Source organism: Candidatus Eisenbacteria bacterium, from assembly GCA_005893275.1.
Taxonomy (GTDB): domain Bacteria; phylum Eisenbacteria; class RBG-16-71-46; order SZUA-252; family SZUA-252; genus WS-7.
Genome location: VBOW01000073.1, coordinates 16,217 through 28,668, shown reverse-complemented (window position 1 = coordinate 28,668; position 12,452 = coordinate 16,217). Strand labels below are relative to the sequence as shown.

Here is a 12,452-nt window from a genome sequence, read left to right as displayed (position 1 = left end):
GAATTTCCGGCCTCGCGATGCGCCAAGGCGTAGACCCGATGTGTCGCACACTCCTCGTATCGATCACCCAAAGCGCGCGCCACACGAAGCCCACGCTCACACAGAAGAATCGCAGCGTTTGGGTCGCCGAGGCGGGTTAGCGTCTCGCCCATGCGGTGGCAGACCTCGGGGATGATATCCCCTTCCGGTGCAGTCGCCTCCGCGATCTTGAGGGCCTCTTCATAATGCTCCAGACCTCTCTTGTACTCCTTCTTTGCAAGGTAACAATCGCCGATGTACTCGAGAGTGATTGCTTCCTCGCGCGAGTAATGCTGTTCGCGTGTAATCTGGAGCGCGGGCATCAAGATTTCGAGGGCCTGCATCGGATGGCCTGTGATGCGGAAGTAATTCGCGCGAACCAGCGTTGAAAGTAGGAGCCACTTTGTACGCGAAGCACTCTTGAGAAACTTCTCTGCCTCGTCGAGGCATTTCGAAACCTTCTCCAAACAACCGACCTTAATCATTGCGACCGCCAGATTGACCCGCAGGATACCGGATTCCGACGTGCATGAATTCCTATCCGAAATCTCTATTGCACTCTCCATTTCAGAACAGGATTGGCGCAGAAGCCCCATACCCAAATACAGAAGTGCTAGTCGACGCTGCTGGCGAAGCGCCGCGGGCAGGTCTTCTAGGTCCCAGGTGTAGATGTGAATGGAGGCTCGAAGGTGACGCTCGGCCAGGCGCAGCTCACCGAGTCTTAGATACGCGAAGCCTGTAAGCCCGTGGATGCGTCCCAGGGATTCGCTTTCACGGTTTGGAACGAAGCCCGCGATCAGTGTAGAGCCTAACGCAACCATTTCTCGCCAGCGTCCGAGTCCTGCGAATGCATCGAGCTTGAGGGCGCCGATCTTCGCCGTTAGATCTGGAGCATGACCGGACTCCGCCAGGCGCTCGCAACGGGCTAATGCCTCGCCGTACATGCCCTTATCAAGAGCATCGCGGACCTCCCTAAGGCGCTCGTGCATGGAGTTCATATCCTGAATTCGCTCCTGATCCCGGGCGATTAGAGGGGATACCGTGTCCGAATGAACCCGGCTACTGCCTCCCAGGCACGCAGCCAATTCCAAATTGAGTATCTGTGTGACGACTGGACGCCCGAGATCGGGCTGGCTCCAGATTGCATTCCTAGTGGGGCTGCCTTCGTCGGTCCTGGTCTCGGAGAATCCTCTCCGCCTGTCGGATCCCCCGCGGCCACTGTCGTGGGAGCCGTCCTGGCCCACGCGCGGGTCGGCGACGCCGAAACAACGCCCAAGGTAAGCGCTACTGTGAACGCGAAGCTGACCAGTAATCGCAGCAGTAGTGCTAATCCCCGTTTCCTCTTCATATCGCTAACCAACTTTCCTGCCGGCGAGGGCTCTGGCCGGGGGAGACCAGCGGCCATTCCATGGCCTGGAGCCCGCGTGTGAAAGCAAGATGCGCGTGATCAAGCGGACCAATTGAATCATCGGAACGAGACGGGATCGCTCGGCGGAACCGCCGGCTGAGGTAATAGGAGAAGCGGACCATCGCACCCCCGTTCGATTGCTCCGTGGGAGTTGGAGCGGAAACGGCCGGCAGTATAGCGTATTAGGACATCAAAAACAAGCCAGCTTAGGACAGCGCCGTGGGCCGTTGGTGCGTCCGGCACGCGCAGCGACCTCACTCCTCCCCACGATACATCTTCTCGATGAGATCGCGATACCGATCCGAGATCACCCGTCGCTTCACTTCCATCTTTTGGCTCAACGACCCGTTCTCGACGGTCAAGTCGTTCGGGATCAGCTCGAAACGTTTGATCGTCTCGTAGGATGCGAGCGTCTTATTCACGGCGTCCACATCCGCCGCGATTGCCTCGCGCGTGGCTCCGTTAGCCGCGACGATCAGGGCGGTCGCGTACTTCCGCCCGTCGCCCACAACGATCGCTTCCAAGATCCTGGGCGATTTCTTGAGCGCGTTTTGCATCGGCTGGGGTGCGACCTTCTTCCCGCCGCTGGTCACGATGAGGTCTTTCTTGCGATCGGTGATGCGCAGGAAGCCGTCGGCGTCGATCTCCCCGACGTCGCCCGTGTGGAACCAGCCGCCTTCCAACGCCGCGGCGGTTTCCTCGGGCCGGTTCCAGTAGCCTTTCATCACCGAAGGCCCCTGCACCAGAATCTCTCCGTCTTCCGCGATCCGCACCTCGACCCCGGGCACCGTCCGCCCGACGGTGCCCAGCTTGTAATGCTTCGCGGTGTTCACAGCGACCACCGGCGAGGTCTCGCTCAAACCGTAGCCTTCCATGATCGGCATGCCGACCCCGTAGAAGAAGAGCCCGGTCTCGCGCGGGAGCGCGGCTCCACCGGAGAAGCAATAACGGATTCGACCGCCGAGACCTCGGCGCAGTACGCGGTAGACGAGGGCGTTCGCGAGCGCATGCTGGAGCGCGAGCCCTGGCGGGACGGGCTTGCCCTCCAGCTTCAGCGTGGCCCACCTAACGGCGATGTCCCGCCCCCAGAGCGCCGCCACATCGCGCGGGAACCCGGCTGCCTTCGCGACGTCCATCGCGCGGTCGATCAGCTTCTCGTAGAAACGGGGCACGGCGAGCAGCAACGTGGGCCGCACCTCCCGCAGATTCGACGCGGCCTTCTCGATCGATTCGGCGTACGCGATGGTCGCACCCGCGTAGATCATGACGTTGTAGCCCGCGGTGCGCTCGAAGATGTGGTTGAGCGGGAGGAACGAGAGATGGAGGTCGGCCGGTCCCAGGTCGAGCGCGGTCAAAGACGCGATCGCGTTCGAGACCAGGTTCCCGTGGGTGAGCATCACCCCCTTCGGGGCCCCGGTCGTTCCTGAGGTGTAGATGATGGTCGCGAGGTCGTCGGGGTCGGGCGGCGACGCGCCGGGCGGCGACGCGGCGGGCGCGGCCGCGCCGATCGTGCCCGCCGTCCCCGAGGCCCCCGCACCCCCGTCCGTGTCGAAGCACACGATCCAGTGGAGCCCGGGAGCCTCCGCCCGCACCGACTCGACCTTCGCGCGCTGCGCCTCGCTCGAGACGAAGGCGCCCACGGCACCCGAGTCCGAGAGCAGGGGTCCGACGTGGTCCGCGGGCAGTGTCGGGTAGATCGGGACGGACACCGCGCCGATCGCCAGTATCGCCTGGTCCGCAACGGCCCACTCGATCCTGTTCTCCGAGAGGATGGCCACGCGGTCGCCGTTTTTCACGCCGCGCCTGATTAGATCGGCGGCGTGCGCTCGGACCAGCCCCGCGAAGGAATCGATCGAGACCGGCATCCAGCGGCCGTCGCGCTTCACCAAGAACGCGTCCTGCTTCCGGTGCACGTCGACTGCGTGGCGGAGCAGGTCGGGAATCGTGCGAACGTCCATGCGTTGACCTCCTTCCGGCACTGTGACACAGTACCGAGAGCGTGACTAGACTCCATCGCAGGCTCCCCGGTCCTCGCACGAGATCATGCGCGACGTCGTCCTGATCGACGGGTACCGGACCCCCTTTGCCAAGGTGGGCACGGCGCTCGCCGACGTCCCCGCCCGCGAGCTGGGCCGCGTCGCGGTGTCCGAGCTTCTCGCCCGTTCAGGCGTGGACCCTGCCGAGATCGACGAGGTGGTCCTCGGAAACGTGGCGCAGCCTTCCGAGTCCACGAACATCGCCCGCGTCGTAGCGCTCCTGTCCGGGATCCCGGAGCGCGTTCCCGCGTTCACCGTGCAGCGGAACTGCGCCTCCGGCTTGGAATCGATCGCCCAAGCGCATCAGAAGATCGCGGCGGGCGACGCGGACCTCATCGTCGCCGGCGGCACGGAATCCATGAGTCGCATCCCGCTCTACATGAGCGAGGGCCTGACCCGCATGTTCGATCGGCTCGCGCGCGCCAAATCGCCGGGTGCCAAGCTCGAGGCGCTCGCGACGCTCCGCCCTCGCGATCTCAAACCGCGGATCGCTCTCGCGGAGGGACTCACCGATCCGGTCTCCGGTCTCAACATGGGAGAGACGGCGGAAGTTCTCGCCAAGGAGTTCGGAATTTCGCGCGAGGCGCAGGATGACTTCGCCCTCCAGAGCCATCGCCGCGCGGTGGCGGCCATGGAGTCGGGCCGCATGGCGCAGGAGATCGTTCCCGTCTTCGCGCCCCCTTACAAACAAGCGGTGACCGAGGACGTGGGCCCGCGCAGGGGGCAGACGCTCGAGGCGCTCGCAAGGCTCAAGCCCTACTTCGACCGGCGCTACGGCACCGTCACGGTGGGAAACGCCTGCCCCGTGACCGACGGGGCGGCCGCGATCCTCGTCGCGTCCGCCGAGAAGGCGCGCTCTCTCGGGTTAAAGCCCGCCGGCCGCATCCGCGGCTATTCTTTCGTGGGGCTCGACCCCGCGCGCATGGGGCTTGGCCCTACCCATGCGACGCCGGTCGCGCTCATGCGCGCCGCGGTGGCGTTCAAGGACATCGGGCTGATCGAGCTGAACGAAGCCTTCGCGGCGCAGGTCATCGCGAACGAGATCGCGATGGCGTCCGCGAAATACTGCCGCGAGAAGTTGGGGCTCGAGGGACCCATCGGCGAGATCGACCGATCCATCATGAACGTGAACGGCGGCGCGATCGCGCTCGGCCATCCGGTCGGGGTGTCGGGCACGCGGCTCACCCTCACTCTCCTGCGTGAGATGCGGAACCGCGACGTGCCCCTCGGGCTCGCGACGCTCTGCGTGGGCGGCGGGCAGGGAGCGGCGCTGGTCGTGGAGCGCGCGGCGTGACCCTCGCCTTCCGAGAGCCCGAGGGAGAAGTCGGACGTTCGGAGCGCGCGCCTCTCCGCCTCGAGGCTCACGCCTCGGGGATCGCGCTCGTCTGGTTCGACGATCCCGAGCGGAAGGTAAACCTACTCGACGCGGAATCGCTCCCAGCGCTCCGCCGCGTGCTCGACGCCTTGAGAGGGCGGAGCGATCAGGCCTATCCCCGCGCCTTGATCCTCTTGAGCGGGAAAGAAGAGCAGTTCATCGCCGGCGCCGATGTTTCCGAGTTCGACCATCTCTCCGAGCCTGCTGAAGCGGAAGCCAAATCCCGCGAAGTCCAGCAGCTCTTCGATGAGCTCTCTCTTTTGCCCTATCCCACGGTTGCCGCGATCAACGGTCCGTGTCTCGGAGGGGGGACGGAGCTTGCGCTCGCGATGCGATACCGCGTCGCGTCGAACTCGCGGAAGGTGGCGATCGGGCTCCCCGAGGTTCAGCTCGGGATTCTTCCCGGATTCGGAGGGACCCAAAGACTCCCGCGGCTCATCGGCCTTCTGCCTTCGCTGGATCTTCTCCTTACGGGCCGCTCGCTCGATTCGCGCCGCGCGTACCGCGTCGGGCTCGTCGATGAGGTTCTGCCTCACGAGCGATTCTCCGAGCGCGCGATCCAGTGGACCGAGGGGCTTCTCCAAGACCCGCGCGTGGTAAGGCGGCGGGGGCCTCCGCTCGGCCTTCGCGTCGTCGAGGCGATCGCGCCGCTCCGCGCCTCGATTCTCGCGCAGGTCCACCGCCGCGTGCTGCGCGAGACCCACGGACACTATCCCGCTTCGCTCGAGATCATCCGTGTTCTGCGCGCTACCTGGGGCGCCCCGTCCACGGAAGGCCTCAAGGCGGAGCGCGAAGCCGTCGCGCGGCTCCTCTTCACTCCCGAGTCCAGGAACCTGCGCCGCATCTTCGCGCTCCGCGAGGAGGCGAAGCGTAGGCCGGACACGCCCCTGGCGCGTAGGGTGGATCACGTTGCCGTCATGGGCGCGGGGACGATGGGCGGTGAGATCGCATACCTTTTCTCGAGGCGGGGGGGGCGAGTCCGGCTCCGGGATCTGAAGCCCGAGCCGATCCTTCGCTCCCTCGCGCACGCGCGATCGCTCTTCGATCGCGAGGTCTCCCGCGGGCGCCTCACGAGGGCCGAGATGGAGCAGGCGCTCGGAAGGATCGCGCCTGTGTTCGACTTATCCGGGCTCAAGAGGACGGATCTCGTCCTGGAGGCGGTGGTAGAGGATCTTCCGGTGAAGCAGGCGCTCTTTCGCGAGCTGGAAGCGCAAGTTTCGGATCGATGCGTGTTCGCGACCAACACATCATCACTCTCGGTGCGCGCGATGTCGAAGGGACTCCGCGTCCCCGGGCGAGTTGTCGGAATGCACTTCTTTAATCCCGCGACTCGGATGCCGCTGGTGGAGGTGATTCGGACGGACGTGAGCGAGCCCGCCGCGGTCCAAACGGTGATCGCGCTCGCGCGGCGGCTGGGCAAGACACCGGTCCTGGTCGCGGACGCCCCGGGGTTTCTCGTGAACCGCGTGCTGATGCCTTACCTGACGGAGGCGGTCGCTCTGGTCGAACGCGGCCAGCCTGCGCGTGCGGTGGATCGGGCACTACGGGATTTTGGGATGCCGGTCGGTCCGCTGGAGCTGCTCGATGAGATCGGCCTCGACGTCGCGCGCAAGGTGGCGCACGTTTTGCACGATTCGTTCGGAACCCGGCTCGCGCCGGTTGCCCTGATTGACCGGCTGGTGGCCGCGGGTGCGCTCGGAAAGAAATCAGAGCTGGGATTCTACAGCTACGAAAACGGCCGGCGAAAGGCCGTGAATCCCGACATCGAGCCGAGTACGCCGGCGGAAGGACCTCTTGCGCCCCAACAGATCGTGAACCGCCTGCTCGACGCGATGGTCAATGAGGCTGCGCTCGCCCTCGAAGAGCACGTCGTGGCGCGGCCCGACGATGTGGACCTCGCGATGGTGCTCGGGACCGGCTTTCCTCCATTCCACGGCGGACTGCTCCGCTATGCCGATGCCGTCGGCGCTGGAGCGATCGTCGAGCGTCTCGCGCGGCGTCAGCAAGAAGGCGCGCCCGCGGGTCCCTGCGGATGCTTGCAGCAGATGGCGCTGAGCGGACGGAGTTTTTACAAAGAGTAGTTCCCCCCAGGGCTCATCCAAAGATTTATACTCGAACCATCATTCTACGGAACGATGCTTCGGCATTTGTAAAACATGACATGGAGGTTCCCGTGCCGAATTTTGCAGGTGTATTGAAAGGCGAGATCCGACGCCTGGCGCGTAAGGAGGTCAAAGCGACCGTAATGCCTCTCCGGAAGCTTGTGACCACGCTCCGGCGCAGGGTCGCGGAACAGCGAAAGCTGGTTTCGGAATTGGAGCGCGCCGCGAAGCGGGCGGGGGGCGGCACGCGCGCCGCAACGGTGGCAGAGTCCGAGCCCCAGGTTCGCTTCTCCGCGCAGTGGGTCAAGTCGCATCGAAAGAAGCTCGGAATGAGCCGTCGCGTTTACGCGAAGCTCGTCGGCGTCTCGGCGCAGTCGATCTTCGGTTGGGAGACCGGACGCACGAGGCCCCGGAGGACGGCGCTCGAGTCGTGGCGGCGCATCCGCACCATGGGGAAGCGCGAGGTCAAAGCACTGGCGGGGGCGGTGAAGATGGGTCGCCGGGGACGTGCAGCCTCGGATCGCCCGGGCCGCCTCGCCGTGGGCCGACGACGCGCCGCCAAGAAGAAGTAGCGGGTTGGCGGATAACCGCGACCTCGTCAAGCGCCAGTTCGGCTTGAATGCCGAGCGCTACGTCTCGAGTACCGATCATTCGAAAGGCGAAAGCCTCGACCGCATGCTCGAGCTGGTCGATCCCGAACGGGACTGGCGCGTTCTCGATATCGCAACCGGTGGTGGCCACACCGCGCTCGCGTTCGCGCCCCGGGTGCGCGAGGTTGTGGCGAGCGACCTCACGCAGGAGATGCTCGACGCGGCGGAGCGGTTCATCCGCGGAAAGGGTGTCTCGAATGTCCGCTTCACCGAAGCCGACGCGTGCTCTCTGCCGTTCCAAGACGCCGAGTTCGATCTCGTAACCTGCCGTGTAGCGCCGCATCATTTTCCCGACTGCGCTCGATTTGTCCGAGAGATGGCACGCGTCCTCAAGCCGAACAGGATCGCCGCCGTGATCGATAACCTTGTTCCCGAGGATCGCCCGACGGCGGATTACATCAACGATTTCGAAAAATTTCGCGACCCAAGCCATGTCCGCGCGTACACCGCGCCGGAGTGGCTCCAATTCTTCCGCGCCGCGGGCTTCCAGATCGAGGCGACCGAAATGTTCCGCAAAGCCCGGGGGTTCGAGGCGTGGGCGGGGTTGCAGACGGTGAGCGAGCCCGTGAAGGCGGAACTGAAGCGAAGGCTCGAAACAGCGCCCCCCGGTGCGGCGGAGGCGCTCGCGCCGGAATGGCGCGAAGGGAAGCTCTTCTTCTACCTCACGGAGATTCTGGTGGTGGGGCGTCGGCCGCCGGCGCGGCGCTAGCCCGACGCCCGGCGCGGAGCCACTGCACATGGGCCCAGAGCCTGTCGAGATCGCCCGGCTTCAAGAACCGGTCGAACGGGGGCATATGAACCGCGGCCCGGCGCAGGAAATACATGGCCAGCGGATTGGTCTCGAAGCGGCTGGTGTTGCCGCGCTCGACCCACTCGTTGAATTCCTTGCGGGTCCGCACCAGCTCGGGGAAGTCCGCTCCGTCCCAGGGCGGAATGTACCCCTTGAGCGAGCCGGGGTTCGGCCGCCCGAATCGTCCGCCGCGGCCGTGGCAGCCCGTGCATCCCAACTCATGGGCGCGATCGAGCCCCGCGAGCGCCAGGGAATCATCGGGCGCATCCTGGTCGGAGACCGCCATCACGAACGCGACGAGGTCTTCGATCTGGTGCGGCTTGAGGCGGTTTCGGAAGGCCGGCATTTGGAGGGCGCCGGCCTCGCGCTCCGCGCGCCAGGTCTCGCTCTTCGATCGCGCTGTGGTGACGCCGTCGCGGATCCATTCGCGCACGTCCTGCTCGGTTTTCGCGTACATCATGAGCGCCCGGTAGGACGGGACCGTCTTCTCGGGGCGCCCGGGGTTGGACGCGCCTTCCGTCCCCTCGGGGCCGTGGCAGCCGAAGCACCCGGTGGCCTCGGCGAGGCGGCGGCCCCGCTCCACCGAGGTGAGCTTGGGGCGGAGCGCCGCGGTCCAGAACGCAAGCGCCGCCAGCGCGAAGAGCACGAGAAGCTGGAGAGCTCGCTTCACAAATAAAATCGCGCGTGGGATCCCGTGAAGCACCCCACGCGCCGATTTGAATCCATGCTGGGCGGGTCGATGGGTTACATCGCCGCGACTGCGTTCACTTCCAGAGACCTTGTCCCGTTCCTCATCGAGACCGGGCCCGTGATCTTGACCTGGCCTCCGGCGTACTGTTTCGCCTGATTGAATGGGTCGGCGTTGTCGTGATTCATCGTCAAGACGTAGAGGACGCCCTTGCTCGTCAGGAGCCCCATCGGCATGCCTTTCGCGATGCAGGTCGAGGCGCACTCCTTGTGCCCGGTGCCCTTCATGCCGCTCCCGAGATAACAGCCCAAATCGACGACCTCACCGGTCACCGTCTTGGGTGCGGCGGCCGACTTCTCCGCCGCGTAGGCCAGCGCGCCAAATAGGAAAAGGGCTGTGGCCAGCACCAGGCACGCTCCGAACATTCGCTTCATTGAAAACTCCTTCCTGGATGAGGTTGCCGCGTGTACCCCCCGAACCGCCTATCAGTATACGCTGCAGGACCCCGACCGTGACTCATCTTCCATGCGCCGCCGCGCGGCGGCCGCCCGCCCGGCCGGCCGGCCCGGCAGGGTTCAGCGTCCCAGCGAAAGATTCAGCTCTTCATCGGAGAGGATCTGCCTCCGGTTCAATATTTGTGACGAATCGTGCTCGAAAATCAGATGCGTGAGGTGATCGATTCCTACCTCGAGCTGTTTTCTGAACCCCACCATCTTGATCAGGTAAGCCGCCGCCCACAGGAGCCATGCAAGCTTCCCCGAGAGCGGCACGCCGAACAGCTCCAGCACCGAGCTGTGCTTTCCGAGCGAGATGATGTAGCCCGCTGGTTTGAACCGGAAAGGCTTCGCCGGCTTCCCCCTCGCGCGATTGACGAGCAACCCTCCGAGGTAGGTCCCCATCGCGACCCCGGTCTGGGACAAGGCGGGCTGGTAGGTGCCGTCGGGGCGAAGCGAGGCCGCGCAGTCTCCCGCCACGAACACGTCTTCGATCGGTTCCCCCTCGGGGTCGAGCGCTCGAAGATAGTCGTCGACGCGAACGCGGCCATCCTTGATGTGGAGCACGGGGAGGTTCGTGACGAGATCGGGGGGACGCACGCCCGCGGTCCAGAGGATTGTGAACGCCTCGACCTTGGTTCCGTCAGGGAGGTGGACGCACTTCGGCTCCACGCGCACGGCCGGTCGGCCGAGGAACAGTCGGACGCCGCGGCGCACGAGGAAGCGGTAGACATAGGCGGAATGCTCGGGGCGCGCGGCGGGAATGATCCGATCGCCTCCTTCGATGATCGTGACCGAAAGGTCGGACCGGCTGAGGCTTGGGTATTTGGGGAGGAGCGTATCGCGCGCCATGTCCATCAGCTCGGCTGCAACTTCGACGCCGGTGACGCCGCCTCCCACGATTACGAACGACAGGAGCTCTCGCCGCTGGTCGGCCGTCTCTGCCTGCTCCGCCATCTCGAAAAGCTCCACGACGCGCGCCCGGACGTACATCGCGTCTACGATCGTCTTGAACGGACGTGCGTGCTCCTGGGCACCCGGCACATCGTAGTAGTTCGTGACGCTCCCGACGGCGATGACGAGCGTGTCGTACGGCATGACGAGATCGTTATGGAGCAGAACCTCCCGGCGGGCGAGGTCGATGTGCGTGGCCTTGTTCTTGACGAATCGAATTTGACGATGTCGCGCCATGTCGCGGAGCGGGTAGACGATGTGGCGCGTTTCCACCGCGCCTACGGCGACGGCGGGAAGCAGGGGATTGAATTGGAAGAAGTTCTCCTTGTCGATGAGAACCGTGTCCCAGTACTTGCGAGCCGCGGGGGACTTGCCGATCGAGCGGGCGACGTCGAGCCCCACAAATCCTCCCCCCAGGATCAGGAGCCGTTTCCTCTCCATGGTCAGAGAATAGCATGGCGTCTTGCCCCAAGCCCGGCCGGGGCTTATCTTTCACCGCGGCTCTAGTCCAAATCCCAGCGAGCTACGTAGTAGAAGAAGAATGGGACCCGATCCACGCGAGGCTCATCCCTGACCATGACCCGGCAGGAGCAAGACGTCGCATGTCTCAAGCGCTTGAGCGCCGGCGATACGCGCGCGCTGGAGGAGCTCTACGACCGGTACACGCCACTCGTCTATCCCGTGGTGCTGCGAATCCTGCGCTCACGCTCCGAGGCGGAAGACGCGCTGCAGGAGGCCTGGGTCAAGGTATGGAGGACCGCCTCTACGTACGACGCCCGGCGAGGCCCCGTGGCCGCCTGGCTTCTCACGGTGGCGCGAACGCGCGCGCTCGACCGGTACCGGGGCGCGGCTTCTCGGAAGCGCGCCGAGGCCCGGGTCGAAACCGATCCCCCGCAAGCGGCGGAAGATCCTTCCTCCTCGCCCGTTCGGAAACAAATTGGCCAGCGCGTACGGATTGCGCTGGGCTCCCTCGAGCCGCAGCACCGCCGCGTCCTCGAAGGGGCCTACTTCGACGGCCTTTCCCAGATGGAGATCGCCGCGCGGCTCGGCGCGCCGCTCGGAACGGTGAAATCATGGACGCGGCAGGCTCTCACGAAGCTTCGTGAGCTTCTGCCGCACGAGGAGTGGGCGTGAGCCAGCATCGCGACGAACATCTCGATCTTTGCGCGGCGTATGCGCTCGGGTGTCTCGATGAGGCCGACCGGAGCAGGCTCGAGGCACACCTCTCGGAACCCTGCGACCTTTGCGCGCGCGCGCTCCGCGATTTCGGCGGCAGCGCGGTGCTCCTTGCCGCATCGGTGCCTCCGGCGCTGCCGGGCCCTGCGTTGAAATCGCGTGTGATGGCTGCTGTCGGGGCGGGGGTGGAGGGTGGTCCCCCGAAGGAGGGACGGATCATCCCGATGAGGAGTCGCTGGGCGCCGCTGCGTCGATTGGGCTGGGCGCTCGCGGCTTGTTTACTTCTGGCGACCGCGATTCTCCTCACGACGACGAATCACTTGAGGCGGGAGCTCAAGCGCGCCCGCGATCAAGCGCAAAGCCTCTCGCGCGATCTGGACGCCGAGCGGCGTTGGGCCGCGGTGCTGGCCTCCCCAAGCGCCCGGGCCGCTTCCTTCTCCCTCACGCCGGCGGGGGAGGCGGAGCTGCGCGCGCGCGCGACCGTGGACCCCGAAACGCACCGCGCGATCCTGGTCTTCGAGAATTTCAAGGCGCCGAGCGGACGCGACTACGAGCTTTGGGCGCTCCGCGGCAATACGCCCGTGTCGCTCGGGCTCATCCGGTCCGAGCCGGGCGGGCGCGTCGTGCTGCGCATCGAGGACATCGGCGATCCGGCTACCTTGACGGCGTTCGCGGTTTCGCTTGAGCCCGAGGGTGGCTCGCCGACTCCGAACGAGCCCAGCGGCCCAATCGTCATGATCGGGTCCTTGGGAGGCTAGCGC

Annotated in this window: 10 protein-coding genes; 6 read left to right on the top strand and 4 right to left on the bottom strand. The window is 65.5% G+C overall.

Features of this window, described 5'->3' with window-relative positions:
- The coding region (locus E6K76_12015; GenBank protein ID TMQ56916.1) for a tetratricopeptide repeat protein at window positions 1-1,016 on the bottom strand (1,016 nt) is incomplete at its 3' end.
- A gap of 664 nt (window positions 1,017-1,680) precedes the next feature.
- The gene (locus E6K76_12010) at window positions 1,681-3,384 is read right to left on the bottom strand and encodes a long-chain fatty acid--CoA ligase (GenBank protein ID TMQ56915.1); all 1,704 of its coding nucleotides are present in this window, start codon (window positions 3,382-3,384) and stop codon (window positions 1,681-1,683) included.
- A gap of 85 nt (window positions 3,385-3,469) precedes the next feature.
- On the opposite strand from E6K76_12010, the gene E6K76_12005 reads away from it, so the two are divergent.
- From E6K76_12005 to E6K76_11990, 4 genes are read left to right on the top strand one after another with little or no spacing between them, the layout of a single operon-like run.
- A complete protein-coding gene (locus tag E6K76_12005; GenBank protein ID TMQ56914.1) occupies window positions 3,470-4,756 on the top strand; it encodes a thiolase family protein in 1,287 nt (428 codons plus the stop codon).
- Window positions 4,753-6,918 (top strand): fatty acid oxidation complex subunit alpha FadJ, encoded by a 2,166-nt coding sequence (fadJ, locus tag E6K76_12000; GenBank protein TMQ56913.1) that lies wholly within the window; start codon window positions 4,753-4,755, stop codon window positions 6,916-6,918. Before E6K76_12005 ends, fadJ begins: the two co-directional genes overlap by 4 nt.
- Window positions 6,870-7,511, top strand: a complete 642-nt coding sequence (locus tag E6K76_11995; GenBank protein TMQ56912.1) for a helix-turn-helix transcriptional regulator — start codon at window positions 6,870-6,872, stop codon at window positions 7,509-7,511. Before fadJ ends, E6K76_11995 begins: the two co-directional genes overlap by 49 nt.
- Before the next feature lie 4 nt (window positions 7,512-7,515).
- Window positions 7,516-8,298: a methyltransferase domain-containing protein gene (locus tag E6K76_11990; GenBank protein TMQ56911.1), complete on the top strand. Its 783-nt coding sequence runs from the start codon at window positions 7,516-7,518 to the stop codon at window positions 8,296-8,298.
- Here E6K76_11990 and E6K76_11985 read toward each other — a convergent pair.
- On the bottom strand, window positions 8,252-9,373 hold the full coding sequence (locus E6K76_11985) for a c-type cytochrome (GenBank protein TMQ56910.1): 1,122 nt from the start codon (window positions 9,371-9,373) through the stop codon (window positions 8,252-8,254). The genes E6K76_11990 and E6K76_11985 overlap by 47 nt on opposite strands.
- Window positions 9,374-9,642: 269 nt before the next feature.
- A complete protein-coding gene (locus E6K76_11980) occupies window positions 9,643-10,956 on the bottom strand; it encodes an NAD(P)/FAD-dependent oxidoreductase (GenBank protein ID TMQ56909.1) in 1,314 nt (437 codons plus the stop codon).
- A 135-nt stretch (window positions 10,957-11,091) separates the two neighbouring features.
- Between E6K76_11980 and E6K76_11975 the strand changes: the two genes are divergently transcribed.
- Both E6K76_11975 and E6K76_11970 read left to right on the top strand, forming a co-directional pair.
- Window positions 11,092-11,649, top strand: coding sequence for a sigma-70 family RNA polymerase sigma factor (locus tag E6K76_11975; protein TMQ56908.1), 558 nt, complete (start codon window positions 11,092-11,094; stop codon window positions 11,647-11,649).
- The gene (locus E6K76_11970; GenBank protein TMQ56907.1) at window positions 11,646-12,449 is read left to right on the top strand and encodes an anti-sigma factor; all 804 of its coding nucleotides are present in this window, start codon (window positions 11,646-11,648) and stop codon (window positions 12,447-12,449) included. Before E6K76_11975 ends, E6K76_11970 begins: the two co-directional genes overlap by 4 nt.
- The last annotated feature ends 3 nt before the right edge of the window (window positions 12,450-12,452 follow it).

Excerpts from the sequence above, each read along its gene's own strand:
- E6K76_11975 (TMQ56908.1), top strand. The coding sequence starts at position 11,092 with ATGACCCGGCAGGAGCAAGACGTCGCATGTCTCAAGCGCTTGAGCGCC.
- E6K76_11995 (TMQ56912.1), top strand. The coding sequence starts at position 6,870 with ATGCTTGCAGCAGATGGCGCTGAGCGGACGGAGTTTTTACAAAGAGTA.
- E6K76_12005 (TMQ56914.1), top strand. The coding sequence starts at position 3,470 with ATGCGCGACGTCGTCCTGATCGACGGGTACCGGACCCCCTTTGCCAAG.
- E6K76_11980 (TMQ56909.1), bottom strand. The coding sequence starts at position 10,956 with ATGGAGAGGAAACGGCTCCTGATCCTGGGGGGAGGATTTGTGGGGCTC.
- E6K76_12010 (TMQ56915.1), bottom strand. The coding sequence starts at position 3,384 with ATGGACGTTCGCACGATTCCCGACCTGCTCCGCCACGCAGTCGACGTG.